We start from the raw sequence: 24,809 nt of genomic DNA on the forward strand, positions 1-24,809 counted from the left end.
CCTTGATCATGAAGCTCATAAGCGTGTTGTGGCTGCTGGCGTGCTGGTTGCCGATGGCGTTCGCCAGTACGGAGCCGGTGGCGGCGCGGGTCAATGGCGAGGTAATTTCCGAGTTTCGTCTGGAACGGTTTTTCGCCGAATACCTGGAAGACCGGGGCCGCGCCGTCGCGAGCATCCGCAGTCCCAAGGCCTATAAACAGCTGCGTCAGGCCGCGCTGGACACGCTGATCGACAAGGAGCTGCTGTGGCAGGAGGCGCAAAAACGTGGCTTGAAAATTGACGATCAGGCAGTGCAGCAACAGGTCGAGCAGATTCGCGTGGCTATCGGCGGCCGCGATAACTTCTTGCGGCGCTTGCAGGACGCGGGGTTCGACGAGGCCTCGTTCAGCGAGTACACCCGTCGCGAACTGGCGGCGCAGCAGATGTTCGCCACGTTGATCCGCGCCAACACCTTGCAGGCTCGGCATCTGCTGGTTCGGGTGGCACCGGGTGCAGATGCCGCCACAGACGCAGCGGCGCGTCTACGCTTGATGCAGATGCGCGCCTCCGTGGTCGAGGGCGCAACGTTCGCCAGCGATGCTGTTCGCTCGCCATTCGGCTGGCATTTGATTTATTTGCCGAACCACTTGGAGGCAGCCGATGTCCCAGAGGTGCAGGGGCTTGCAACAGTCCGGGTACAGCGTGCCCGACAGCAACAGGCCCTGGCTCGTCGCCAGGTGCTCGCGCAATTGCGGGCGCAGAACAGGATCGAACGAATTGACGACGATTGAAGGTTCCCCCCCAATAGTGGGGAATGGCTTCGATGCCCATTCAGGTGCTTCCCCGTTTCTGGGGAACGGGGTACCGGGACGAGCGGGCATTGTCATCAAATTCAAGGACATGAAGACCAAAATTTACCGGCACTCGGCCTGGCATGAAGTGTGCGTTACCTCTTGTGAGGCGCACTCCAGCAGGTTCGGGCAGTTGATGTGAAGAGGCCGGATTTGTAGCTGCAAGGAGTTCACCTTGGTTAACAAAGTACTGGTTGTCGAAGACGAACTGCTGCTTGCACAGAACCTTCAGGATTATCTGTCGGCGCAAGGGCTGGACGTCCGGATTGCACATGACGGCGCAGACGGAATCGGCCAGGCCGAGACCTTCGCTCCCGACGTGCTGGTGTTCGATTACCGCTTGCCCGATATGGAAGGGTTCGAGGTGCTCGACGCGGTCCGCCAGAACAGGACGTGCCATTTCGTGCTGATAACGGGTCACCCGACCGCTGAAGTCTGTGAGCGGGCGCGGCAACTGGGGGTCAGTCACATCCTGTTCAAACCGTTTCCCTTGGCGGAACTGGCCCGAGCTGTCTGCGACCTTCTGGGGATCCAGCGCGAAGCGAAACCCGGTGCGAGCCAATCCGAAGGCTTCGTCGAACGACGCCAGAGCAGGACCGAGAGCTTCCCGTTGCAGTTGTACGATGGCAGTTGGGTGCTGGCGGACCGCCGACGAAACCGGTCGGAGGTCATGGCACCGGACGACGATCAAATGCTCACCGGGGAGTAATGGCGCGATAGACGTTCCGGCACTCGCCGAACTCGCCTCCCGCGCCGTCAGGGCCTCAAGCCCCGGGTGTTGGAGAGCAAGCCATGGAACGTCTGTCCGTTGTCGTCGATGCGTTGCAGCCTGCGTGTGCCCCGACACGCTTCTCCAGTGAACAACTGGCCCAGGCCCGGGCGCGGGCCGGCACTTGCGGGGAACGGGTACTCGACGCCCTCAATGTCCTTTGCGAACTGGCGCCGATGCCGTTCATTGCCAGCCTCGGCGCCACTCTGCATTACCCGGTGCTCGACACCGACACCCTGTTCCAAGCGACCCCGGTGTTCGACCGGGTCACCCTCGCGCAATGCCTCAAACGTGAATTCATCCTGCTGCGGCACAACGACGAAGTCATCGGCGTGTTCGCCGACCCCTTCGACACCGCACGCCTGGCCTGGATCGACGAATGCCTGCACGGCGCGCCGCTCTATCTGGTGCACGCCGACGACCTCAAGGCCTATCTGGCCCGCCATGAAGAAAGCTTCCACGCCGTCGAATCGCTCAACGCCCAGGCCGACGCCGGCAGCGAGGTCGACACCCTGCAAAGCCTGTCGCTGACCAGCATCAGCGAAGACTCGAGCGTAGTGGTGAAACTGGTCAACTCGACCCTCTACGACGCGCTGAAAATGCACGCCAGCGACATCCACCTCGGCACCACCGGCAATGGTCTGGTGATCAAGTACCGGATCGACGGCGTGCTCAACAACATCAGCAAGATCCAGGGCAGCGAGTTCGCCGAGCAGGTGATCTCGCGGGTGAAGGTCATGGCCGAACTGGATATCGGCGAAAAACGCGTGCCCCAGGACGGTCGCTTCAAGATCGGCATCAGTGGCCGGCAGATCGACTTCCGGGTGTCGATCATGCCGAGCATCTTCGGCGAAGACGCGGTGCTGCGGGTACTGGACAAACAGGACCTGGCTGACAAGGTCTGCGGCGTGCAGCTGCAGGCGCTCGGCTTTGAAGACGAAACCCTGCGCCAGCTGCGGCGTCTGGCCGCCGAACCCTACGGCATGGTGCTGGTGACCGGCCCCACCGGCAGCGGCAAGACCACCACGCTGTACGCGATGATCACCGAGATCAACCACGGCGTGGACAAGATCATCACCATCGAAGACCCGGTGGAATATCAGTTGCCGGGCGTGCTGCAAATTCCGGTCAACGAGAAAAAAGGCCTGACCTTCGCCCGTGGTCTGCGTTCGATCCTGCGCCACGACCCGGACAAGATCATGGTCGGCGAGATCCGCGACCCGGACACCGCGCAGATCGCCGTGCAATCGGCGCTCACCGGGCACCTCGTCTTCACCACCATTCACGCCAACAACGTGTTCGACGTGATCGGTCGTTTCACTCAAATGGAAATCGACCCCTACAGCCTGGTCTCGGCGCTCAACGCGATTCTCGCCCAGCGCCTGATCCGCCTGGTGTGCAGCCACTGCAGCGCACCGGCCACCCCGAGCGATGAAGAACTGCGCACTTCCGGCCTCGACCCGCTCAAGGTCGGCCACTACCACTTCGTCCACGGCAAGGGCTGCGGCCACTGCCGGGGCAGTGGTTATCGCGGGCGTACCGCGATTGCCGAACTGCTGCACCTGGACGACGAACTGCGGCAGATGATCGTCGAGCGTCAACCCATCACCCGAATCAAGGCCCTGGCCTGTTCCCGTGGTTTGCGCCTGTTGCGCGAATCGGCGCTGGAACTGGTGGAGCACGGTCGGACCACGCTGGAGGAGATCAATCGTGTCACTTTTATCGCGTGATCAATTTGTCGCCGTGCTCGGCGCCAGCGGTGTCGGCCTCGGCCAGCGCCGGGGCAGCGACACCCTGTGGCTGGGCAGCGTCGGCTACATCGACGAAGGCTTCCACAGCTACGCGGTGGCACTGGATACCCTCGACCGGTTGCTCGGCGAACACTCCCGCGCAGGTTCGGAGTTGAGCGTGGTGATCTCGGGGCATTTCAGCCGTTTCTGCCTGGTGCCGTGGAGCGAGCAGATCAGCAGCCCTGAAGAACTGCGCGGTTTTGCCCAACTGTGCTTCGAAGACCTGTTCGGTGTACCGACCCAACCCTGGAGTCTGGTGTTGTCCGCCGAGCCGGCTGGTCACGACCGGATCGCCAGCGCCTTGCCGCAGGATCTGCTCGAACGTCTGCGCACCCTGGTCAGCGGTCGCAGCCTGCGTCTGCGCTCGGTGCAGCCGTACCTGATGAGCGCCTTCAACCGCTTCGACAAAAGCCTCGACGCTGGCGACTTCCTGTTCGTGGTCGCCGAGCCGCAACGCAGCGTGTTGCTGCTGGCAAGGGAAGGGCGCTGGGCGTCGGTGCGATCGGTGGGCGGCAGCGACAGTGACTCGGCACTGAGTGCCTTGATCGGTCGCGAACGGCAACTGCAAGCCTCCACCAGTGAACGCGCGTTCAACGTTTACCTGCATGCCCCGGCGCGCCTCGATGCACAACCGGATGTAGCGGGGGTGCACCTGCGCACCCTCGAAGACGACTCGATGACCGTGCGAGACGCCTTGTACGTCATGTCCCGGGCGGTGGCCTGAGATGCGCGCCCTGAACCTCGACTTCCAGCCCCGTCCGCGTTCCGGCCCGTTGGGCTGGAGCCTGCTCGGCGGCGGTGTGTTCCTTGCGCTGGTGTGCTTCGGCGTGCAGCAGCACCTCGGCAATCAGGCCGAACAGCAGCAAGGTCACTTGCAACACACCCGGCGCCAGCTCACCGGCGACAGCGGCGCCAAAACAACATTGAGCCCGGCGGAAACCCGCGAGCAGGCGCAGAACCTCGCCGAAATGCGCAAGGTCTCGCAGCAGTTGCGCCGCCCCTGGGAACGCCTGTTCGCCATGCTCGAAGCCATGCCGCGCGACGACATCGCGTTGCTGACCCTGACCCCGGATGCCCGCAAGGGCCAGGTGCGGATCAGCGCCGAGGCGCGGGACCTGCAAGCGATGCTGGATTTCCACAAGCGCCTGGAGGCCAGCGACGAGCTGTCCGACGTGTCGCTGCTGAGCCACGAAATCGTCGTCAAATCGCCGGAGCAACCGGTGCAGTTCAACCTGTCGGCAACCTGGGAGATGGGCGATGCGAATCCCTAGACTGATCGTCCACGAATACCTGCAGGGCCTTGGCGTTCCAGGCCTGGCCGGGTCGGCGCTGCTGCTGATCAGCGTCGCCTGGGCGCTTGGTGGTTTGCTGCCGGGCTGGCAGTCGCTCCAACAGCTCAGCCAGCAGACCCAGGAAGCTACCGAGTATCTGGCCAAGGTCGAGGATGGCAGCATCGCCCCGCCGGTGGTGCCGCAACGTCAACTCGATGATTTTCGCAACAAGCTGCCGGCCCAGCCGCAAGCCACCGTCGCTATCGACCGCATCTACGCCCTAGCCGCGCAGGAGCACATCACCCTGGCGCGCGGCGAATATGCCCTCGGCGTCGATCCCAAGACTCATCTGGCGCGTTATCAGATCCTGCTGCCAGTGCGCGGCAGCTACCCGCAACTGCGGCGCTTCCTGCACGCCTTGCTCGGCCAGTTGCCGGCGGTGGTGGTGGAAGACGTCGAGTTTCAACGCAAGAAGATCGCCGACACCGACCTCAGCGGCCGGATCCGTATGACCCTTTACCTGTCGAGGTCGTGATGAACACCAAGCGCGTAACAGGGTGGGTGGCGTTCTTCGGCGTGGCGGCGGCACTGGCCTGGTTGCCCGAATATTTTTCGCCGAGCGACGACGCGGACGCCACTGATGTCGCCGTCTCTACCCCGACCAAAGCCACCGCCCGTGGCGCCTTGCCGGCCAGCAATGCCAAGGCTGGCGCAGCGCCGATCAAGGACCTGAGCCCGGCCGGCGACCTGTTCGCCGCCAAGTCCTGGAAGGCCGCGCCGACCCTGGCCAGCGTCACCGAACAACCCGTCAACCTGACCCCGGTGGTGCAAGCCCCGAGCCTGCCACCGGTGCCATTCCAGTTCGTCGGCCGTCTGCATGACCGCAGCGACCTGCAGGTGTTTTTGCAGGACGGCGAAAAAATCTACGTCGTGCGCAACGGGGATGTGATCGACGACACCTGGAAGATCGCGGCGATTTCCGACGCGGAACTGAGCCTGGTCTACCTGCCTCTGCATTTGTCGCAGACCTTGTCTGTGGGGAGTACGCAATGAACAGATCCCGTTTGCTGATGAGCCTCGGCTTGGTTGCCGGGCTGGCCGCGTGCAGCTCCGCGCAGGTCGCCAACAAAGAGGCCGCCGACCTGATCGAACAGGGTCAGTACGAGGCGGGCCTGGCCCGGATCGAAGAAGGCCTGCGGGAAAATCCACGGGATACCGAGCTGCATCTGGCGCTCAATCAGGGCCGTGCCAAGGCCATCACGGCCTTGCTGACGGCGGCGGACACCGACCGTTCGCGGCGGGATTTTGCCTCGGCGCGCATTGCCTACGCCCGGGTGCTGACCATCGAGCCGAACAACCGCCGCGCCCAGGATGCACTGCGTCAGATCGACTACCTGCGCAGCATGGACGAGAAGCTTGAACTGGCCCGAGGCGACCTGCGCCGGGGCGACATCTACGGCGCCGACCGTCAGGTCAAGCAGATCCTCGAACTCGACCCGACCAACGAAGGCGCCGCCGAGCTGCAAGGCAACATTCGTCTGGTGCAGAGCCGCAACGTAGTCCAGTACCCGCAGCTGCGCACCCGGCTCGATCGTCCGGTGACCCTGGAGTTTCGCGACGCCAATCTCAAGACCATTTTCGAAGTGCTGTCCCAGGTCGCCGGGTTGAATTTCATCTTCGACAAGGACCTGCGCCCGGACATGAAAGCCACGATCTTCGTGCGTGACGTGCGTATCGAAGATGCGGTGGCCTTGCTGCTGCAACAGAACCAGTTGCACCAGAAAGTGGTGAACGAAAACACTTTGCTGATCTACCCGGACTCGCCGCAGAAGCTCAAGGATTATCAAGAGCTGGTGATGCGCACCTTCTACCTGACCAGCATCGACGCCAACACCGCGCTGAACATGATCAAGACCATGCTCAAGACCCGCGACGTGTTCGTCGACGAACGCCTGAACACCCTGACCATGCGCGACACCGAAGACGCGATTCGCATGGCGGAAAAACTCCTGCAATCCCAGGACCAGTCCAACCCCGAAGTGGTGCTGGAAGTGGAAGTGATGGAGGTCGCCCGCCAGCGCATTCTCGACCTCGGGCTGCAGTGGCCGAACACCTTCGGCGTGCTCAACAGCAACGGTCAGCCGGCGTCAGTGCTTGATCAACTGAAGGGCATCAACTCCAGCCGTATCTCCATTTCGCCGGCGCCCCAGGCCAAGATCAACGCCGCCGACAAGGACATCAACACCCTGGCCAGTCCGGTGATCCGCGTCAGCAACCGTGAACAGGCGCGCATTCACATCGGTCAGCGCGTGCCGATCATCAGTGCCACTTCGGTGCCGTCGACCCAAGGCCCGGTGATCACTGAAAGCGTGACCTATCTCGATGTCGGTCTGAAGCTGGAAGTGCAGCCGACCGTGCACCTGAACAACGAAGTGGCGATCAAGGTGGCGCTGGAAGTCAGCAACGCCACGTCGCTGGAGCCGACCCGCCAGGGCACCATTCCGGTTCAGGTCGACACGCGCAACGCCCAGACCACGTTGCGTCTGCACGATGGTGAAACCCAGATCCTCGCCGGGCTGGTGCGCAACGACCATGGCAGCACCGGCAACAAGATTCCCGGGCTGGGCGACATTCCCGGTCTGGGCCGCTTGTTCGGCAGCAACCGCGACGACGTCAGCAAGTCGGAACTGGTGCTGTCGATCACCCCACGGATCGTGCGCAACCTGCCGTACCAGAGCCCGTCGGACATGGAGTTCCCCACCGGCACCGAAACCAGCATGCACATCCAGGCGCCGGATCGCTCGCAGAACTACGCGATGCCAACGCCTGCCGCGCAACCTCGTGCCATCGGTGAGGCCGCTGTGGCAACGACTCACGTTACTGTCGAGAAGCCTTGATCATGAACGCCTCCCAGCGCGGTTTTACCTTGATCGAAGTCGTGGTGACGCTGGCCCTGATCGGCCTGCTGGCCGGCATGGCCGCGCCGCTGACCGAGACCCTGGTGCGGCGTGGCAAGGAGCAGGAACTGCGCACCGCGCTGTATCAGATCCGCGATGGCATCGACGCCTACAAGCGGGCCTTCGATGCCGGCTACATCGAGAAGTCGCTGAACAGCAGTGGTTATCCGCCGAACCTCAAGGTGCTGGTCGAAGGCGTGCGCGACGTGCGCAGTGCCAAGGGTGCCAAGTTCTACTTTCTGCGCCGGATACCCCACGACCCGCTGGTGCCGGCCAAGCGTGACGACAACGGCGGTTGGGGCCTGCGGGCCTACGACAGTTCGGCCCAGAACCCGCGCGATGGCGAGGACGTGTTCGACGTCTACTCCCACGCCAGGGGCCGTGGCCTCAACGGCATCGCTTACCGCGAGTGGTGACTCTCATGGGCCGGCAAAAGGGTTTTACCTTGCTCGAACTGATGGTGGTGATGGCGATCATCGCGACCCTGATGACCATCGCACTGCCGCGCTACTTCAACAGCCTGGAAGCGTCGAAGGAAACCACCCTGCGCCAGAGCCTGTCGGCCATGCGCGAGGCACTGGATCACTACTACGGCGACACCGGGCGCTATCCCGACTCCATCGAGCAACTGGTGGAGCTGCGCTACCTGCGCAACGCGCCGCTGGACCCGATCACCGAGCGCAAAGACCAGTGGGTGCTGATTGCGCCGCCGGACGGCGTGGCGGGTGGCGTGGCCGACATCAAGAGCGGTGCTACCGGGAGGGCGCGTGATGGCAGCCAGTATTCCGAGTGGTAAGCACGCGGAGCAGGGCGGGTTCACCTACCTGGGCGTGCTGTTCCTGATCGTGATCATGGGCATGGGCCTGGCCAGTGCCGGCGAGTTGTGGTCGACGGTGTCGCGCCGCGATCGCGAGAAGCAATTGCTGTGGGTCGGCACTCAATACGCCCAGGCGCTGCGCAGCTACTACCGCAGTTCGCCGGGGTTGGCGCAGTACCCGAAAGACCTGGCCGACCTGCTGCAGGACGAACGTTTTCCTGAGCCCCGGCACCACCTGCGCCAGCTCTATCCGGACCCGATTGGCGGCGGTGAATGGGCGCTGCAACGGGGCTTCGATGGACGTATCACTGGCATCAACAGCCCGTCCACCGAGGTGCCGTTGAAGCAGGCGGACTTCCCGTCGCAATGGTCGGATTTCGAAGGCATGCAGCGTTATTCGGACTGGCAGTTCGTGGCCGAGAAAGCCTTTCTCGATGGCACCGGCCCTGGCAACGGGTCCCCGGTCAAAGGCCAGTCGGCGCTGCCACAGGCGTTGCAGCCATGAGCCGCCAGTGGTGGTGCGCGTTGATCTTGTCGTTGGTGGCGTGCTGCGCGTGCGCCGGCGAGGAAGACGAAATGATGGGCTTCATCGTCGACGACACGATCTCGCACATCGGCCACGACTTTTACTACTCGTTCAGCGAACGCCTGCGCGACACCAGCCCGATGGATTTCAACCTGGTGGTGCGCGAGCGCCCCGACGCGCGCTGGGGGAGCCTTGTGACCGTGGAATATCAGCAACGCCTGGTGTATCGGCGCTTCCTGCCGCCGAACACCGTAGAACTGAAGGACGAGGCCTACGAGGCCGCCGACTCGGTTCGACTGGAGGTCGTCCGGCGCAAGCTGGAAGCCTTGTTGCAGGACACCACCGACCTTGAGAAGGACGAACTATGAACACGACAACGTTCTCACGGCACTGCGGATTGTGGATCCCGGGGTTGTTGATCGGGCTCGCCGGCGCTGCCGCCGTCCAGGCCACCGAACTGGTGTACACGCCGGTCAACCCGTCGTTCGGCGGCAACCCGCTCAACGGCACCTGGCTGCTCAACAACGCCCAGGCGCAAAACGATTTCGACGATCCCGATTTGAAGAAACGTTCGACGGTGGCCGGCACCTCGGCCCTTGAACGCTTCACCAGTCAATTGCAGTCGCGGCTGCTGGGGCAACTGCTGGACAACATCTCCACCGGCAACACGGGGAGCCTGTCCACCGATGCCTTCATCGTCAACGTGGTCGACGACTCGGGGGCACTGACCATTGAAGTGACTGACCGAGCGAGCGGGCAGGTTTCGGAAATTCAGGTGAACGGCCTCAACCCATGACGGGATGACGGTTTCGGGGAGTGCAGGACATGAAAAAAATAATAGCGCTAGGGCTGATGTTGGCGGCATTACAAGGGTGTGGTCTGCGCGAGCCGATGCCGGCCGAGCAGGACACCGACACTCCGACCCTGACCCCCAGGGCCTCGACCTATTACGACTTGCTGAAAATGCCGCGACCCAAGGGCCGGCTGATGGCGGTGGTGTACGGCTTCCGTGACCAGACCGGGCAGTACAAACCGACGCCGGCCAGCTCGTTTTCCACCAGCGTCACCCAGGGCGCGGCGTCGATGTTGATGGACGCCTTGCAGGCCAGCGGCTGGTTTGTGGTGCTGGAGCGGGAAGGGCTGCAGAACCTGCTGACTGAACGCAAGATCATTCGTGCGTCGCAGAAGAAGCCTAATACGCCGGTGAACATCCAGGCCGAGCTGCCGCCGTTGCAGGCGGCGAACATGATGCTTGAGGGCGGGATCATCGCTTATGACACCAACGTGCGCAGCGGCGGGGAAGGGGCGCGGTATCTGGGGATCGATCTGTCCCGGGAGTACCGGGTGGATCAGGTGACCGTCAACTTGCGCGCGGTGGATGTGCGCAGCGGGCAGGTGCTGGCGAATGTGATGACCAGCAAGACGATTTATTCGGTGGCGCGCAGTGCCGGGGTGTTCAAGTTTATCGAGTTCAAGAAGTTGCTCGAGGCGGAGGCTGGGTACACGACCAATGAGCCGGCTCAGCTTTGTGTGTTGTCGGCTATCGAGGCGGCGGTGGGGCATTTGCTGGCGCAGGGGATTGAGCGGCGGTTGTGGCAGGTCGCGGGGGATAATTCTTCGCCTGCGGGGGATGAGACTTTGAATCGGTATCTCACCCAGAACAAAGTTGATCCTGAGGCTGAGTGAACTTGGCGGCCTTTGGGCCGACCAGGTTCTGGCTGATGTATCCGGTTCAAATTGTGGGAGCCAGCCTGCTGGCGATGGCTATTTTTCAGACGCGGGCGTTATTGCGAATGTACCCGGAACCTTGTGGGAGCTGGCTTGCCAGCGATGGCGCCCGGTCAGTCGATGGGGGGCTTTCTGGCTGGGTACATATCCATTTCTGCGGTAACGACCACCTAGGGTTCCGCCCTTACGGCGGGTCACTTTTTACAAACGCCTAAAAAGTAACCAAAAACGCTTGCTCCTACGTCCGGCCCGCTCGCTAAAGCTCGGGGTTCCTTCGCTCCGGGATTCATCCGGGGGGCATCGCCTACGGTTTGCTTCGCTGCACCTCCTCTCGATGTGTTTGGCTTCGCCAAACGGTCGCTTCGCGCCCACCCCGGATGAATCCCTCCACTCAGCCTTCCGACGTCGCCCGAAGATCAAAAGCGGTACTCGAGCTAACGCTCATTGTTTGGTTTGGTGAGGGTGCAAGGCTGGGTTTCATTGTTTGGTTTGGTTTGGTTTGGTTTGGTTTGGTGAGGGTGCGAAAATGTGTAGATGGGTTTGGTTTTGATTTTTTTGTTTTGAAAGCTTGAGTTCAACTCGATGGTTCAGGTCGATGTAACTCGAATGAACAACTCGGTCGGCTCCCTCTCCCCCCGGGAGAGGGCTGGGGTGAGGGCCTGCGTCCTAAAGTCTGTTTAAAAACGTGTCTGAATACACCGAACCTTCCCACAAGGTTTTCAGGTTGTCCGTCGGAAGCGCGGGCTCTAGCCTGTTTCGGTCGCTGCCAATTCAGCGATCGGGATTGGAAACCCCGACTAGAACCGAGCGCACAAGCGCTTTTCATAACGTATGCTTGCGCACCTTGAAAAGTGTGCACTCCGTTATGGCGGCTGTGCGCGGGAGACCTTCGGGTCAACCGGGTTCTCCGTTCCCCGGGTTTCCAGCCTGCGTACAGCTGCCACCCATTCGTTCGGAAACCGAATGGGCCAGCTTCATTTCAGGATCGGAGATTCACTATGTTCAAACCAACACCAAACCCACCCGAAAACGAAGCCAACCTCGAAACCGACCCAACCTCCCCATACACCTCCACCCAATCTAGAAAACTCCACGAAGCCGCCGAGCGCGCCCTCGATCATTACCTTTGCCCCGGCGCCCACATCATGGGCAGCGTCAACGAACCCGCCCCGATGTACCTCGCCAACCCGGCCTACAACACCGAATCCCTGCTCGCCAACGCCTGCGAGTCCCTGGGCTCCGCCAGCGAAATGCTCAACAACTTCGCCGCCGCCCTCGACCCCGGCCACCGCAAGACCGCGCTGGGTATCGCACAGATCCTCATGCTGAGTGAGCTGGCCGTAAATCAGGCTTTGGATCACGTCGAGCTGAAGGACTGATCAAGCACCGTCCCCAATAAAAAAACGCGACCCGGCAATGGGGTCGCGTTTTTCACATTCAAATTGGAGTCACCATGGATTCCCTGATCTCCACAGTCGTTTCAGACTTCGAAAGCGAAGAGCAGGCCGCCAGCTACGACCGCTGGTTCCGTGCCGAAGTCCAAGCGTCAATCGATGACCCGCGTCCAAATATCCCGCATGAGCAAGTGATGGCTGAAATGCAGGCATTGATGGAAGAGGCACAACGCAAGTACGAGGCACTTGAGGCGTCGAACAAGAACTGCACCGCAGCACTAGATTGATCGTTCCCACGCTCTGCGTGGGAATGCAGCCCCGGGCGCTCTGCGTCAAATTCGCGAGCTGGAACGCGGCGCGTCCCTCGAGGCATTTCCCACTGAGTCGGTTCGACGTTGGAACGATCAATGACTCAAGCACCAGCGAAAAAAAACGCCCCCAAAAGGGAGCGCATTTTTTGCTTCAGTGGGGTCATTCATTCTGTGACCGAGCGCCACATGACGGATATTCCTGACGTGCGTGCACAACGCCCAGAATATTTATCCGGCCCACCGCTTGGTAAATGAGCAGGTAGTTGGGATGTACGACCATCTCACGAGTGCCGGGAGTTCGCCCCACTCGATAGAGGTGTGGATGTTTGGTAAGGGTAACCGTGGCGGCTTCGATAGCGTTTGAGAGCTTGTTAGCCGCTTTGAAATTACGGTCACTGATGTAGTCAAGAATGTGCAGGAGTTCAGCCCGAGCTTCGGGCTGCCACTCAACCTGCATCGTATTTTTTACGCTTTGCTTCCATCAGGGCATGCATTTCGGCCATCACCTGGTCATTAGGAATGCTCGGGCGTGGGTCATTCATGGAAGCTTGTATTTTGGCGATCAACCAACGGTCATAACTCGCAGCCTGCTCCTCGGGACCAAGATCCGAAACAACCGGGCACAGTGGGTCGATCAAAGACGGGTCGATCATGGAACCTCCGGGTTTGGTGCCAGGAAGTCTATTCGGTAACGGTATTGCTGTCGTCGCTGTCTGGATGAATTGCATGTTGGCCAAGCTCCGTGGGGATCAAGTTGTCCCGGCAAATCCTAGAGCCTGCACTTCCGACGGCCAACCGCCAGAATTCGTCAGAAAAGTCCCCGAATTTCGGAAAACGTTCCGTTTTCCGTAGGACGCCACTCAAGCGTCAGCGCAAAAAAAACCGCGACCCTCAAGATCGCGGTTTTCCAACACCCAACCCTTACTGCTGCAAAACCGTCGCCTGGTTAGCCGACCCGAACTGCTGAATATTCGCCGTCTGCGTCATTCCGCTCTGATCCACATTGGCAATGTTCCCCGTCCCGCCCTGGGTCACGTACGCCACGTTCATGGTGTCAGCCTGCTTGACCGTGATCATGTTGTCACTGCCATACAGCTGCGCGGTGTACGCCTGGTTGCCGGTGCCGGACTGGTCGAATTCGGTGCTGTTGCCCGAGCCGTTCGAGGTGCCCTGGGCCAGGTTGGTGGTGCCGCGTTGATCGGAGATCAGGATGTTGTCGCTGCCGTTCTGGTCGAAGTACAGCTCGTTGTAGGAATCGGCCTGGCTGACCGTGGTCTTGTTGCCGGTCCCGGTCTGGTGGGTGGTCATGGTGTGGCCGACGCCGTCCTGGGTGAAGCTGGCGATGTTGCCGTTGCCGGCCTGATTGACGGTGGCGCGCTGGTTGCTGCCGAACTGGCCGCCGTGTTGCGGGCCTTTCCAGTTGCTGGCGTAGACCTTGTTGTCGTTGCCCACGGACGTGGCGTTGAGCGTGTGACCGTCGCCGCTCTGGTAGGTGTAGTGCACGTTGCCGTTGCCGACTTGATACAGCGCCAGCGCCGAGTTGACCGATTCGAACTGGTCGGCATAGATGGCGTTGGTGTTGCCGACCTGGGTGACGGCGGCGGTGTTGTTTTCGCCATAGCTCTGGTCGACCACGGTTTCGTTGCTGTCGCCGTACTGGTTGACGGTGGCCTGGCTGGCCAGTTGCGAGTCCTGCCAGATTTCGGTGCCGTTGAGGTTGCCGAACTGGTTGATGGTGATGTTGCCGCCGGTGCCGTTGCGCTGGTCGCCGTAGGCGTAGTTGTTTTCGCCGGCCTGGTTGATGCCGATCTGCCCGCCGTTGTGAGTGACCTGTTCGGCGGTGCCGTAGTTGGCGGTGCCGTATTGGGTGATCACCGAGCTGTTGCCGCTGCCTTCGTACAGTTGCTCGATGTTGGCTTCGTTGCTGTCGCCGAACTGGAAGGTCTTGCCTTCGCTGCCGTTCTGCGAGTCCTGGTAGACGAACGAGAAGTTGCCGGTGCCTTGCTGCTGTTGCAGGGCGGTGTTGGGGGCGCCAAAGCCCAGCGACTGGCTGGCGTGGGTGGTGTTGAAGGCGCCGGTCTGTTGCTGGGTGATGGTGCCGTTGTCTTCGTAAAGTTGTTCGGCATAGGCGGCGTTGTAGTCGCCGACCGCGTCCTGGGTGATGACGCTGCTGGCGGTGTCTTGCACGGCGGCGGCGTCGTTGCCCTGGCCCAGTTGGGTCTGGGTGGCGCTGCTGAACGGGGCCTGGGTCTGCTTCACATCGGCGATGTTGGCAGTACCGACCTGGCTCTGGGTGGACAGGCTGTCGTCGGCCATGGCCTGGGCACTGATCATGACCAGGATGGCGGCGGTGAGGGGCGTCAGTTTGAACATGATGAACTCTCCGATGATTGCAGTGCTTAGCGGTATTGCTTGACCGAAACGCTCATACCGTTGCCCGACTGGGTCACGGCGCTTTGCAGCCCCGTGCCGGCCTGCTCGATGCTGGCGTCGTTGTTGTTGCCGTTTTGCGAAATCTGCGCGCGGTTGTGGCTGCCGTTCTGGGTGATGGATGCGGCGTTGCCGGAGCCGTTTTGCGTGATCAACGCCATCAGGTCGCTGCCTTGCTGCAGGATGTACGCTTCCTGATTGCTGCCCGACTGCACGATCCGCCCGAGCAGCGACTGACCGTTCTGCGAGAGCAGGGCGAGGTTGGCCTGGCCGTTCTGGTCGATCAGGGCTTGCTGGCCTACGGGGGGCGGCAGTTCACCCAGGTCGGCGGAGGGCGCCAGGTCGTCGTTGTCCATCAGGTCGTCGGCGCGCACGCCCGCACTGCCGCACAGGGCGAGCAGGCAAAGCAGGGCGGCGGTCGGCGTGTTCATGGTGAAAATCCTGTCGGGTTGCCCCACCTGCCCGAAAGCAGGTGGGGCGTGGGCTCAGAGGGTGGTCACCGAGATGGTGCGCACGGTGCCCTGGGACGAGCGGATGGTGGCGGTCGGGTTGGCCGATGGCACGACTGTCGTGTTGTTCAACGTCAGCCGCCAGCGTCCGGTGACCGGTACCGTCGTCGTGCCGAGGGTGACCAGCCCGGTCGGGGTGGTGACCTGCACGGTGATGGTGTTGCCGGTGGTCACCGACGAGGTGCCGGCAAAGTCCCAGTTGAAGCGGTTGCCGGAGCGGGCCTGCACGGTCGAGGTGGTGATCGTGAAGGTTTCCGCCGCTGGCCGTGGCGACACTTGCACGGTGACCGTGGCCGGCGTCGACAGGGCGCCGAAGCTGTCCCGGGCGATGTAGGTGAAGGTCGTGGTGAACGCGGTGGTCACGGTGGCCGGTGGGGTGTAGGTGATCACCGTGCCGTCGGTGCTGACCGTGCCGCGTCCTGCCGGCGGTTGGGTCAGGCTGGCGACGCCCAGCGGCACGTTGCCTTCCGGATCGGTGTCGTTGGCCAGGACGTTGATCGGGATCGCGACACCCAATGTGGCGACGCTGTCGGCGACGGCGGTCGGTGGCCGGTTCGGCGCGACGCTGATGGTCACCGTGGCCGGGTTCACCGAGGCCAGGCCTTTGCTGTCCTGGGCCTTGTAGGTGAAGGTCGTGGTCAGCGGTGCGTTGACCACGGCCGGCGGGGTGTAGACCACCGAGGTGGTGCCGTTCAGGGCAACGGTGCCTTGGCCGGCGGGCGGTTGGGTCAGCGCGGTGATGGTCAGCGGTACGTTGCCATCGGGATCGTTGTCATTGGCCAGGACGTTGAGGGTGATCGGCACGCCGAAGCTGGTGCTGCCGGTGTCGGCGACGGACAACGGGGCCTGGTTTTCTCCAGTGTCCGGTGCGTTGCCGACGACCACGACCGGCTCGGTGTCGCTGCCGCCGGCGGCGGATTTGACCGTGACGGTGGCGGGTGGCTGGGTCAGGTCGGCGACGGTGATTTTTTGCAGGGTACCGGTCTTCGACAGGCGTCCGTAGCCCTGGGCGACCATGTCCGGCACGGCGACTTCATCGGTCGACGTGGCTTCGATCAGCAGGCTGTGATTGGCCCAACTGTAGCGGGCGGTCTGGATTTTCACTACGTCGGTGAGCTTGCTCGACACGGCGGTCGGACGCGTCGTACCGGCGGGGTTGGTAGCCGTCACGACCACCACTGATGGCAGGGTTCCGTTGCCCAGGCGCTGGCCGAAAAACAAGCCGTTGTTGTCGCTCAGCAGGCTGGTCTGGCAAGGCGTCGGCGGTGGGCCGGGCAGCAGCGCCAGGCTTTCACGAAAGCACAGCGTCGAGCTGTTGTCGGCCTTGGCGAACACTTCGGCACGCACACCGGCCGACGTGCGGCGGTAGGTGGCACGGTCGATTTCCACGTGGGTCTGCTGGCGGTTGTCGAGGACCTTGCCGGCGACGGTGAACAGGTTGGTCTGAATCGTGCCGGCAGCCGAGGGGCCGACGATCCGCACGAAGTTGGTGTTGAACGGACTGCCGGTCACCGCTTCGGTGAGGTTCGGGTCGCCGACGAAGGTTTCGATGTTGCCGGTGTCCGGGTTCACCTCGGTGTAGGGCCCGTTGATGCTGCGCAGGAACGGCCCGATGGCGCCGTTGAGCGCACCGCTGAAGTTGCCCGGCGCACCGATGCCGACGTCCTTGGTGATGTTGATCGCCCGCCGGCCCGGTGTGGTGACGTTGACGGTCTCCACACCGAACGGGTGGGTGATGGTGTAGGTGCCGGCGACAGGCACGTTCACCCGGATGCGGATCCGCGCAAAGCTTTGCTGCTGGCCATCCACCGGATTGCCCGAGGCAAATGCCGCTTCGATCCCGGCGACGTAAGCGTCCATGCCATAACCGGCACCGTTGTTGGCAATGTTGGTCTCGGCGAGAAACCAGAAGGCTTCCGGCGGCCAGTTGTCGGGGAAGACCATCGGCAGTGTGTCGTCGAAAATCCCCGGTTCCGGCAGCAGGGTGCACATGTACGCCGGCGGTGTGGCTGCCGCGACGCGGGAGCTGGTGGCCCGCGACTGGCACAGCTCCATCGACAGCAGGTTGTTGTCCTGGTACCAGATCGGGAATTTCCCGGTGGCGTAGGTATAAGGGCCGGGATCGACGGCGGCCAGTTGCGCGAACGCACTGCTGGTCAGCGAGATTGTCAGCCCGAGCGCGTTGAGCGCGAAACGTGGCCACTTGTTCATGATGCCTCCTGATGCGGATCTGGGCATGTGAGCGTTCATTGCACGATGACCACTTCTTCGGTATCGCTGCCGCCGTTGGACGACGTTACCCGGACCCTGGCCGGCGGAATCGGCGAGATCCCGGTGGCCAGGGTTTTCACTGCGCCGTCACCGCCGAGGGCTCCAATGGCGGCGCCGGTGCCGGAGGTGGTGGTGAGCACCGGCGGCGAGGTTTCGTCACTGGTCGAGGCCACCACGGTCAGTTGCCCGGAACTCAGGCTGTACTCGGCGCGCTGGATCACCACCAGGTCAGTCAGGGCCATGGGCAGGGTGGTCGGCGAACTGGTGGCGATGGCCAGGTGGTTGTCGGCGGTCACTTGCAGCGTGGTCGGCAGGGTCGGATTGACCTGTGATTGCGCATACCAGCTGCCGGTGCTGTCGGCCTCTTTGAGGTTGAGCACTGGCGTGCTGCTGGTGACCGCGACGTTGGCCGGGGCGGGCGGGGCTTTGACGAACACGTCCTGCTGGGCCACCGGGGCGCTCTCGCCGGGTTTGCGCGAGTAGGTGCTGCGTTCGGTGATCAGCGGCGTGGGTCGAACCACCGTCGACAACTTGCCGGAAACCGCAAACACCGTGGTGCGCAGGTCGATGCCGCCGGGGCCTTCGATGCGCAGGTAGTTGGTGTTGAACGGGCTGCCGGTCACCGCTTCTTCAAGGTTCGGGTCGCCGACGAACTGTTCGGCGCCGCCGCTCACCGGATTGGTTTCGGTGTAGGGCCCGTTGACGCTGCGCAGGAACGGCCCGACGTCACCCTTGAGCGCGCCGTCGTAGGTTTTCGGGCTGCCGATGCCGATGTCGCGGGTCATGTTGATCGCGCGACGACCGGGGGTGTCCACGTTGAACACTTCGACGCCGTACGGGTGAGTGATCACGTAGGTGCCGGCGGTGGGCACATCGACCCGGATGCGGATGCGGGCGAAGCTGATCTGGTCGCCTTCTACCGGATCACCGCCACTGAACGCCGCTTCGACGGCCGAGCCGTAGGACAGGTTGATGCCCCGGGCCGCATCGACAACGGTGCCGTCGGCGGTGAACCAGAACGCTTCGTCGGGAAAATTGCCCGGGAAGACGATCGGCTGGGTGTCGTCGAACACGCCAGGCGCGGGAATCAGCGAGCACATGTAAGAAGGCGCGCCGGGCGTGCTCGGCACCCGCGAGCTGAGCGCTTTGGACAGGCACAGATCCAGCGTACGACCGTGGGTGTCCTGATACCAGCTGGCAAATCCGCCGGTCGCCGGGGCATAGGGTCCGGGATCGACGGCGAACAGAGCGGCCTGGGCAATGCCCTGGGCCAGGGCGCTCACGACCAGGACGGTCGCGGTTTTGGACAGTAAAGGGTGCATGAGTTAATCCCTCTATCGAAGTGCCTGCCCCTTGGGGGTGGGTCAGTTGCAGAGGGGCTTTACAACTTCCATACCAACGGCCGGGCAACGGGCCGCAAAGGCCCGTGGTGCAAAGGTTGGCGAGAGAAGGTGGGGATTTATTGCAGCGCTGCCATCGGGCGACAGTCCCCAGCATTGGGGATTGTGGGGATCCATCGGCAAAGCGGATTTGCGGATTTGTGATCGTGGGGCCGTTCACCCCCCGCATCCGGGCAATCACCCAACCGTGGGCTATAACCCTATAGGGACGTATCGGGAAGTCGCCGCCATGAACATGCAGTCAAAAACGCTACCGGTCGAGGAGAGCAGTCTGCGGCTGGGCTCGCGCAAGCAGCCGTTCAATCTCTTGCGCTGGTTTTCATTGATCAGCATGGCGGTGATCGGCACGGTGGCGGTGGCGCTCGGCACGGTGTCGACGCGTTTCGTGATCGAGGAAAGCGTTCAGCGCGATGCCTTGCTCACGGCACAGTTCATTCAGGCCATCGCTTCGGCTGAGGTGCGCCACGTTTCGATTCCCAATATCCGCACCATGGGCGACTTGCTGGACCCGCGCCAGGACCGGGACTTTCCCGACGTCGACCCGGCGGCCCGGGCCAGCGCCCGGGGCGAATTCCTCGATCACATCGAGCATCTGCCGGACGTGATCCTCGCCAACGTTTACGCGCCGGATCGCCTGGTGATCTGGTCGACCAACTCCGCACTGGTCAACACTCGCATCCATGCCGACGAAGACCTCGATCGCGCGTTCAACGAGAAGATTCCGGTGTCGGCCAGTTATCACAACGTCGACAAGGGCCGTGAAGAACAGAAGTTCGTGGTGCCGCCGGATTACATCTTCATCGAGAACTACATTCCGCTGTTCGACGCCGACGGCAAGAACGTCACCGCGATGGTCGAGATCTACAAGGAACCCAAGGACCTGATCGCCCGCATGGAGCGTGGCTTGACCCTGATATGGCTGGCTACCGCGCTGGGCGGCGGGCTGATTTATCTTGGGCTGTACTGGATCGTGAGGCGGGCGGCGATCCTGCTGGCGGTGCAGCAGAAGCAACTGATTGCCAATGAAACCTTTGTCGCGCTGGGCGAGATGTCCTCGGCGGTGGCGCACAGCCTGCGCAACCCGTTGGCGACCATCCGTTCCAGCGCCGAGCTGGCCCTGGAGTTCGACGCGGGGCCGGCGCAGAAGAACATCAAGGACATCATCGGTCAGGTCGATCGCATGTCGAAGTGGGTGCGCGAATTGCTGCAGTCGCTGCGACCGCTCAACGACGAACCGGAGCCAGTGAACCTGGTGGCGGCGTTGCACGAAAGTCTGGTGGCGTTCGAACAACAGATCGCCAAAAACGCGGTGCACGTGGTGTTTCATCCGCAACAAACGCCGATGGTGCTGAGCCAACCGGTGCAACTGACGCAAATCCTCAACAGCCTCCTGGCCAACGCACTGGAAGCCATGGACAAGGGCGGCACGCTGACCATAACCCTCGAACCCACAAACAACGGCGGCGTCAGCGTCATGCTCAGTGACACCGGCAAAGGCATGAACGAAGAGCAGCGCAGCATGGCGTTCCGGCCGTTCTTCACCACCAAGCAGGGCGGGCTCGGCGTAGGGCTGGTGCTGGTCAAGCGGATCATGGAGCGTTTCGGCGGCGGCGTGACCCTGGACAGCCGCGAAGGCGAGGGCACCACCGTTCGTCTGGCGTTTCAGCTCATCCAGTAAATGGGGTGAACTTTCCCCCAGGAGCGGGTGTCAGGCCCCGGTCACCGGGGAGTGGGGAATCCAACAGCGCCTGTAACAGCTTGTTTCAACGGGTATTAATACTTTGGCGAGCTAATTGCAAAACACCATCACCCCTTCCTTAGATGAGGCGGCTGGTGATGGACAGAACAACGCGTGATCACAAAAAGCTATTCCTGCTGACGCCTTTGAGCGTCTTTCTAATGCTGGCTCTGGGCAATATGGCCGGGGTCCGAGCGAGCCCGATCGACGATGAAAACCAGCCGGAAGCCTCCGACCCGTCAGCGTATTACGACGAGCCGGCGGATGAACCGGCGGCCCTCAACGCCATCCTGACCATGCCCGAGGCCAACGAAGATTCCTTCGATCTGCCCGACGGGGTGAAGGGCACGCGCAACACCACGCGTTCGGAAAACATCCTGCCGCCGACCGTGCAGACCAGTTTCAATTACCCCACCAACGGCAAGCCGAGCCCGCTGTTTGGCGCTCAGCCGTTTACCCAGCAAATCGTCCTGTTCGAAGAGTTCGGCCCGGAAAAGCTCGACCCGACCACTCCGGCCGCGCCGTTGGGTTTTCCGCCTGCGGCCATCGGCCCGGCGCCGGCCCAGGACCCGAGCAGTGTCGCCCGCAGTGCGCCACCGGGCACCGCGCTGGACGCGTTCCTGCGGCAACCGGGGCTGACACCGTTCCCGAGCCAGTTCTCCAACGTCGTCGACCGCAACCCGTGGCAGTCGCAGATCGAGCTGTTCCTCAACCGTCACATCGGCTCGTCCGCCGAAGGCCGGCCACCGGGAAAAGGCTGGGCCCACCAGCGCTGGAACGAGTTCTACCCGCAAGTCGCCTACAAGACCGTGCAGACCGGTGCGCGTCTGAACGGCGGCCTGCGTGACAGTCGGCAGATGCACGGTTATGCCGTCGGCGAATTCGGCCCCGGCGGTCTGTACCACAACGTTGCCGGCGTGCCGGCGACGGATGGCACGGCCAAAGGTGTCGATGCACGTTTCCACCCGGCGATGCCGGTGCAGAACCACAACTCGGTGTGGACCTTCGACGGCACGCTGCCGCCGAAACTGTTGATGGTTCGCTACGGCCAACCGGTGATGATGCGTCACTACAACGGCTTACCGATCGATCCTTCGGCCAACCGTGGTTTCGGCCTGCACACCATCACCACCCACGAACACAACGGCCACGCACCGGCGGAAAGCGACGGCTATGCCAACGCGTTTTTCTTCCCCGGCCAGTACTACGACTATCGCTGGCCGATCCAGCTCGCCGGTTACGACAGCATCAACACCAAGGCTGAAGATCCGCGTGCAGCGTTCCCGTGTGCACCGGGGGAAACCCTGTGGGTCAACGACATGCAGCCTGCGAAGAAGACCTGCGACCACGGCACCATCAAGATCCGCGGTGACTGGCGCGAAACCATGAGCACTCACTGGTTCCACGACCACATGCTCGATTTCACCGCCCAGAACGTCTACAAGGGCAACGCGGCGATGATGAACTACTACAGCGCCCTGGATCGCGGCAACGAATCGGTGAACGACGGGGTCAACCTGCGTTTCCCCAGCGGCAGCGCCTTGCCGTGGGGTAACCGCGACTACGACGTCAACCTGGTGTTCGCCGACAAGGCCTGGGATCAGGAAGGCCAGTTGTGGTTCAACCCGTTCAACACCGATGGCTTCATCGGCGATCAGGTGCTGGTCAACTGGCAATGGAAACCGACCCTCGACGTGCGCGCCCGCAGCTACCGGTTCCGCATCCTCAACGGCTCGGTGTCGCGCTACTTCAAGCTCGCGCTGGTACGGGAAATCAAAGGCACCGGCGGTGAATTCCAGGGGCCGAAGAACTCCGGCGTTTCCTACAGCCGCGTGCCGTTCCACATGATTGCCAACGACGGCAACATCATGGAGCACAGCGTGCCGTTCGACGGCTCGATGGATCTGGATGCCGACGGCGACAAACAGAACCACAACGCGATCCTGCCGACCCAGGGCATTGCCGAGCGGTTCGACATCATCGTCAACTTTTCGAAAAACGGCATCAAGCCCGGCGACAAGCTGTTTTTCGTCAACCTCCAGGCCCAGGACGACGGTAAAGGCCCGAAAGAGACGATCTCGCTGTCCGACGTGCTCTCCGAGAAGTACCTGGCGGTGATCAAGCAGACCAGCAAAGGCCCGCAATGGGACAAGGGTGATCCGGCGGTGGGCAAGGTCTTGCAGCTCAACGTCAAGCCTTTCACCGGCCAGGACCTGGCCATGGACCCGGCGGCCTACGAACCGGCCAAACCGGGCAAGGCTGAAGGCATGGTGATGATTCCGCTGAAGATCCATCGCGACAACGCCGCCGACAAGGCGCTGCTGGCCAACGCCCGTCACCGCACCTTCACCTTCGGCCGCAGCGACGGCACCGATGAAGCACCGTGGACGGTCAAGACCGATGGCGGCTTCGGCTTCCACATGGACCCGCGTCGGTTGAACGCCTCGACCAAATTGGCCAGCGGCCCGACCGATGCCGGCACCGCCGGGTTCGGCACCCTGGAGGTGTGGAACATCAAGCTCGGCGGCAAGGGCTGGAGCCATCCGGTGCACGTGCACTTCGAGGAGGGGATCATCCTCAGCCGTGGCGGCAAGGCCCCGCCTGAATGGGAAAAATGGGCACGCAAGGATGTCTATCGCATCGGCTCCGAAGCCGACGGGCTGGACAGCGTGGAAATGGCGATCAACTTCCGCGAGTTTGCCGGGACCTACATGGAGCACTGTCACAACACCCAGCATGAGGACAACTCGATGCTGCTGCGTTGGGACCTCGAGAAACCCGGGCAACTGCAGTTGATGCCGACACCGCTGCCGAGCTGGGATGGCGTGCGCTACGTCAACTCCGCCGCGCTGCCAACCTTCCGCACCGGCGATGGCTTCGGCCCGCAAGTGACCGTGAAGAAATGAAAAGGGAGGGAGCCGACATGACCCAGCCAACGCCGCGCTCCCGCGCCCTCGGCATGCACTTGATCCTGGTGCTGGTCACCTGCCTGCTCGGCAGTCAGGTGCTCATCGCCCATCAAGCGCTGCCCGAAGGTGCCAGCGAATCCGCCACCCCGTGGGGTGGCGACTATTTTCCCAACACCCTGCTGACCGATCAGGACGGCCGGCAGGTGCGTTTTTTCGATGACCTGATCAAAGACAAAGTGGTGGTGATCAACTTCATCTTCACCTCCTGCAGCGACTCCTGCCCGCTGGAAACCGCACGCCTGCGCCAGGTGCAGAAACTGCTGGGGGACCGGGTCGGCCAGGACATCTTTTTCTACTCGATCAGCATCGACCCGCTCAGTGACACCCCCGACGTGCTCAAGGCCTACGCGCAACGCTTCAAGGTCGGCCCCGGCTGGAAATTCCTCACCGGCGAATTCGAAGATGTCACCGACCTGCGCAAGAAACTCGGGCTGTTCATCGAAGGCGTCGACAACGGCCGCACCAAAGATCACAACCTGAGCCTGATCGTCGGCAACCAGAGCACCGGGCGCTGGATGAAGGCCTCGCCGTTCGAGAACCCGTGGATCCTCGCCGATCAACTGGCCAACACCCTGCAGAACTGGAAGCAGCCGAGCATCGAGCAAAGCTACGCCAATGCGCCGGAAATTCGCCCGCCGAGCAACGGTGAAGAACTGTTCCGCACTCGGTGCGCCTCCTGCCACAGCCTCGGCCCGCAGGACGGTGAAGGCATCGGCATGCGCAACATCGGCCCGGACCTGATCGGCGTGACCCGCCAGCGTGATCCGGCCTGGCTCAACCGCTGGATTCGCGAGCCGGATCGGGTACTGGCAGAAAAAGACCCGATTGCGCTGCAACTGTTCGAGCAATACGAGCGCATTCCGATGCCCAACCTGCGCCTCGACGAACAGTCGGCGCAGTCGATCATCGACTTCCTGCGCGATGAAACCGAGCGCCAGCACCCGACCACGCAGCCCTTGGCTGACGGGGCGTTGGCGCCAACCAGTGCGGCCGCGAGCAGCGAAACGGTGAGCCGTATGCGCTAGCGGCCAAATAGCGACTTTGAGTCCTGTATTGCGGTGATAGCCACCTACACTCACTCGTGAGGTGGCTGTAACCG

Annotated in this window: 25 protein-coding genes; 19 read left to right on the plus strand and 6 right to left on the minus strand. The window is 62.5% G+C overall.

Translation table 11 applies throughout. The annotated features are described in order from the left end of the window. Positions 1-8 precede the first annotated feature (8 nt). From IF189_RS10280 to IF189_RS10355, 16 genes are all read left to right on the plus strand, one after another. A complete protein-coding gene (locus IF189_RS10280) occupies positions 9-770 on the plus strand; it encodes a SurA N-terminal domain-containing protein (protein WP_192553219.1) in 762 nt (253 codons plus the stop codon). A gap of 235 nt (positions 771-1,005) precedes the next feature. After that, a complete protein-coding gene (locus IF189_RS10285) occupies positions 1,006-1,539 on the plus strand; it encodes a response regulator (protein WP_085712069.1) in 534 nt (177 codons plus the stop codon). Positions 1,540-1,622: 83 nt separating this feature from the next. Continuing rightward, entirely contained in the window at positions 1,623-3,329 is a 1,707-nt protein-coding gene (locus IF189_RS10290) for a GspE/PulE family protein (RefSeq protein ID WP_134826171.1), read from the plus strand. After that, positions 3,310-4,113, plus strand: coding sequence for a hypothetical protein (locus tag IF189_RS10295; protein WP_192553220.1), 804 nt, complete (start codon positions 3,310-3,312; stop codon positions 4,111-4,113). Before IF189_RS10290 ends, IF189_RS10295 begins: the two co-directional genes overlap by 20 nt. 1 nt (position 4,114) lies before the next feature. After that, positions 4,115-4,660: a PilN domain-containing protein gene (locus IF189_RS10300; protein WP_192553221.1), complete on the plus strand. Its 546-nt coding sequence runs from the start codon at positions 4,115-4,117 to the stop codon at positions 4,658-4,660. Then, a complete protein-coding gene (locus tag IF189_RS10305) occupies positions 4,647-5,195 on the plus strand; it encodes a GspMb/PilO family protein (RefSeq protein ID WP_134826174.1) in 549 nt (182 codons plus the stop codon). Before IF189_RS10300 ends, IF189_RS10305 begins: the two co-directional genes overlap by 14 nt. Next, positions 5,195-5,713 (plus strand): hypothetical protein, encoded by a 519-nt coding sequence (locus IF189_RS10310; protein ID WP_134826175.1) that lies wholly within the window; start codon positions 5,195-5,197, stop codon positions 5,711-5,713. Before IF189_RS10305 ends, IF189_RS10310 begins: the two co-directional genes overlap by 1 nt. Continuing rightward, positions 5,710-7,557, plus strand: coding sequence for a secretin N-terminal domain-containing protein (locus tag IF189_RS10315; protein WP_134826176.1), 1,848 nt, complete (start codon positions 5,710-5,712; stop codon positions 7,555-7,557). Before IF189_RS10310 ends, IF189_RS10315 begins: the two co-directional genes overlap by 4 nt. Before the next feature lie 2 nt (positions 7,558-7,559). Continuing rightward, complete coding sequence (locus IF189_RS10320; RefSeq protein ID WP_119427956.1) at positions 7,560-8,033, plus strand: type II secretion system protein; 474 nt, start codon at positions 7,560-7,562, stop codon at positions 8,031-8,033. Positions 8,034-8,038: 5 nt separating this feature from the next. After that, entirely contained in the window at positions 8,039-8,413 is a 375-nt protein-coding gene (locus IF189_RS10325; RefSeq protein WP_085712077.1) for a type II secretion system protein, read from the plus strand. Then, the gene (locus IF189_RS10330; protein ID WP_134826177.1) at positions 8,388-8,939 is read left to right on the plus strand and encodes a type II secretion system protein; all 552 of its coding nucleotides are present in this window, start codon (positions 8,388-8,390) and stop codon (positions 8,937-8,939) included. The genes IF189_RS10325 and IF189_RS10330 overlap by 26 nt, the downstream gene beginning before the upstream one ends. Next, positions 8,936-9,328, plus strand: a complete 393-nt coding sequence (csgE, locus tag IF189_RS10335) for a curli production assembly/transport protein CsgE (protein ID WP_134826178.1) — start codon at positions 8,936-8,938, stop codon at positions 9,326-9,328. The genes IF189_RS10330 and csgE overlap by 4 nt, the downstream gene beginning before the upstream one ends. Next, on the plus strand, positions 9,325-9,756 hold the full coding sequence (locus IF189_RS10340; protein ID WP_134826179.1) for a curli assembly protein CsgF: 432 nt from the start codon (positions 9,325-9,327) through the stop codon (positions 9,754-9,756). Before csgE ends, IF189_RS10340 begins: the two co-directional genes overlap by 4 nt. 29 nt (positions 9,757-9,785) lie before the next feature. Then, entirely contained in the window at positions 9,786-10,646 is an 861-nt protein-coding gene (locus IF189_RS10345) for a CsgG/HfaB family protein (protein WP_192553222.1), read from the plus strand. Positions 10,647-11,686: 1,040 nt separating this feature from the next. Then, positions 11,687-12,067 carry a DUF6124 family protein gene (locus IF189_RS10350; RefSeq protein WP_192553223.1) on the plus strand — a complete coding sequence of 127 codons (381 nt, stop codon included), beginning with the start codon at positions 11,687-11,689 and terminating at the stop codon, positions 12,065-12,067. Positions 12,068-12,141: 74 nt separating this feature from the next. Further along, positions 12,142-12,369: an antitoxin gene (locus tag IF189_RS10355; protein ID WP_192553224.1), complete on the plus strand. Its 228-nt coding sequence runs from the start codon at positions 12,142-12,144 to the stop codon at positions 12,367-12,369. 184 nt (positions 12,370-12,553) lie between these two features. Here the strand turns inward: IF189_RS10355 and IF189_RS10360 are convergent, their stop codons facing one another. The 6 genes from IF189_RS10360 to IF189_RS10385 form a co-directional block, all read right to left on the minus strand. Further along, entirely contained in the window at positions 12,554-12,850 is a 297-nt protein-coding gene (locus IF189_RS10360) for a type II toxin-antitoxin system RelE/ParE family toxin (protein WP_192553225.1), read from the minus strand. Next, positions 12,840-13,046 carry an antitoxin gene (locus tag IF189_RS10365; RefSeq protein ID WP_085613439.1) on the minus strand — a complete coding sequence of 69 codons (207 nt, stop codon included), beginning with the start codon at positions 13,044-13,046 and terminating at the stop codon, positions 12,840-12,842. The genes IF189_RS10360 and IF189_RS10365 overlap by 11 nt, the downstream gene beginning before the upstream one ends. A gap of 268 nt (positions 13,047-13,314) precedes the next feature. Continuing rightward, positions 13,315-14,766 carry a curlin gene (locus IF189_RS10370; protein WP_134826194.1) on the minus strand — a complete coding sequence of 484 codons (1,452 nt, stop codon included), beginning with the start codon at positions 14,764-14,766 and terminating at the stop codon, positions 13,315-13,317. A gap of 26 nt (positions 14,767-14,792) precedes the next feature. Next, the gene (locus tag IF189_RS10375; protein WP_134826195.1) at positions 14,793-15,254 is read right to left on the minus strand and encodes a curlin; all 462 of its coding nucleotides are present in this window, start codon (positions 15,252-15,254) and stop codon (positions 14,793-14,795) included. 54 nt (positions 15,255-15,308) lie between these two features. Beyond that, a complete protein-coding gene (locus IF189_RS10380) occupies positions 15,309-17,543 on the minus strand; it encodes an Ig-like domain-containing protein (RefSeq protein WP_192553226.1) in 2,235 nt (744 codons plus the stop codon). Between the two features lie 35 nt (positions 17,544-17,578). Beyond that, entirely contained in the window at positions 17,579-18,925 is a 1,347-nt protein-coding gene (locus IF189_RS10385; RefSeq protein ID WP_192553227.1) for a hypothetical protein, read from the minus strand. A gap of 307 nt (positions 18,926-19,232) precedes the next feature. On the opposite strand from IF189_RS10385, the gene IF189_RS10390 reads away from it, so the two are divergent. From IF189_RS10390 to IF189_RS10400, 3 genes are all read left to right on the plus strand, one after another. Beyond that, positions 19,233-20,681, plus strand: a complete 1,449-nt coding sequence (locus tag IF189_RS10390) for an ATP-binding protein (protein WP_192553228.1) — start codon at positions 19,233-19,235, stop codon at positions 20,679-20,681. 158 nt (positions 20,682-20,839) lie between these two features. Next, the gene (locus tag IF189_RS10395) at positions 20,840-23,647 is read left to right on the plus strand and encodes a multicopper oxidase domain-containing protein (RefSeq protein ID WP_134826199.1); all 2,808 of its coding nucleotides are present in this window, start codon (positions 20,840-20,842) and stop codon (positions 23,645-23,647) included. Between the two features lie 17 nt (positions 23,648-23,664). Next, positions 23,665-24,735 carry an SCO family protein gene (locus tag IF189_RS10400; RefSeq protein ID WP_134826200.1) on the plus strand — a complete coding sequence of 357 codons (1,071 nt, stop codon included), beginning with the start codon at positions 23,665-23,667 and terminating at the stop codon, positions 24,733-24,735. Positions 24,736-24,809: the final 74 nt, after the last annotated feature.

Origin of the sequence: Pseudomonas sp. IzPS59, assembly GCF_014863505.1 — a bacterium.
In the GTDB taxonomy this organism is placed as follows: domain Bacteria; phylum Pseudomonadota; class Gammaproteobacteria; order Pseudomonadales; family Pseudomonadaceae; genus Aquipseudomonas; species Aquipseudomonas kribbensis.

What these genes read in the sequence shown, in the direction of transcription:
- IF189_RS10355 (WP_192553224.1), top strand. Translation starts at nt 12,142, where the DNA reads ATGGATTCCCTGATCTCCACAGTCGTTTCAGACTTCGAAAGCGAAGAG.
- IF189_RS10360 (WP_192553225.1), bottom strand. Translation starts at nt 12,850, where the DNA reads ATGCAGGTTGAGTGGCAGCCCGAAGCTCGGGCTGAACTCCTGCACATT.
- IF189_RS10375 (WP_134826195.1), bottom strand. Translation starts at nt 15,254, where the DNA reads ATGAACACGCCGACCGCCGCCCTGCTTTGCCTGCTCGCCCTGTGCGGC.
- IF189_RS10300 (WP_192553221.1), top strand. Translation starts at nt 4,115, where the DNA reads ATGCGCGCCCTGAACCTCGACTTCCAGCCCCGTCCGCGTTCCGGCCCG.
- IF189_RS10385 (WP_192553227.1), bottom strand. Translation starts at nt 18,925, where the DNA reads ATGCACCCTTTACTGTCCAAAACCGCGACCGTCCTGGTCGTGAGCGCC.
- IF189_RS10370 (WP_134826194.1), bottom strand. Translation starts at nt 14,766, where the DNA reads ATGTTCAAACTGACGCCCCTCACCGCCGCCATCCTGGTCATGATCAGT.
- IF189_RS10315 (WP_134826176.1), top strand. Translation starts at nt 5,710, where the DNA reads ATGAACAGATCCCGTTTGCTGATGAGCCTCGGCTTGGTTGCCGGGCTG.
- IF189_RS10400 (WP_134826200.1), top strand. Translation starts at nt 23,665, where the DNA reads ATGACCCAGCCAACGCCGCGCTCCCGCGCCCTCGGCATGCACTTGATC.
- IF189_RS10290 (WP_134826171.1), top strand. Translation starts at nt 1,623, where the DNA reads ATGGAACGTCTGTCCGTTGTCGTCGATGCGTTGCAGCCTGCGTGTGCC.
- csgE (WP_134826178.1), top strand. Translation starts at nt 8,936, where the DNA reads ATGAGCCGCCAGTGGTGGTGCGCGTTGATCTTGTCGTTGGTGGCGTGC.
- IF189_RS10305 (WP_134826174.1), top strand. Translation starts at nt 4,647, where the DNA reads ATGCGAATCCCTAGACTGATCGTCCACGAATACCTGCAGGGCCTTGGC.
- IF189_RS10395 (WP_134826199.1), top strand. Translation starts at nt 20,840, where the DNA reads ATGGACAGAACAACGCGTGATCACAAAAAGCTATTCCTGCTGACGCCT.
- IF189_RS10365 (WP_085613439.1), bottom strand. Translation starts at nt 13,046, where the DNA reads ATGATCGACCCGTCTTTGATCGACCCACTGTGCCCGGTTGTTTCGGAT.
- IF189_RS10380 (WP_192553226.1), bottom strand. Translation starts at nt 17,543, where the DNA reads ATGAACAAGTGGCCACGTTTCGCGCTCAACGCGCTCGGGCTGACAATC.
- IF189_RS10330 (WP_134826177.1), top strand. Translation starts at nt 8,388, where the DNA reads ATGGCAGCCAGTATTCCGAGTGGTAAGCACGCGGAGCAGGGCGGGTTC.
- IF189_RS10320 (WP_119427956.1), top strand. Translation starts at nt 7,560, where the DNA reads ATGAACGCCTCCCAGCGCGGTTTTACCTTGATCGAAGTCGTGGTGACG.
- IF189_RS10310 (WP_134826175.1), top strand. Translation starts at nt 5,195, where the DNA reads ATGAACACCAAGCGCGTAACAGGGTGGGTGGCGTTCTTCGGCGTGGCG.
- IF189_RS10345 (WP_192553222.1), top strand. Translation starts at nt 9,786, where the DNA reads ATGAAAAAAATAATAGCGCTAGGGCTGATGTTGGCGGCATTACAAGGG.
- IF189_RS10325 (WP_085712077.1), top strand. Translation starts at nt 8,039, where the DNA reads ATGGGCCGGCAAAAGGGTTTTACCTTGCTCGAACTGATGGTGGTGATG.
- IF189_RS10280 (WP_192553219.1), top strand. Translation starts at nt 9, where the DNA reads ATGAAGCTCATAAGCGTGTTGTGGCTGCTGGCGTGCTGGTTGCCGATG.
- IF189_RS10350 (WP_192553223.1), top strand. Translation starts at nt 11,687, where the DNA reads ATGTTCAAACCAACACCAAACCCACCCGAAAACGAAGCCAACCTCGAA.
- IF189_RS10390 (WP_192553228.1), top strand. Translation starts at nt 19,233, where the DNA reads ATGAACATGCAGTCAAAAACGCTACCGGTCGAGGAGAGCAGTCTGCGG.
- IF189_RS10340 (WP_134826179.1), top strand. Translation starts at nt 9,325, where the DNA reads ATGAACACGACAACGTTCTCACGGCACTGCGGATTGTGGATCCCGGGG.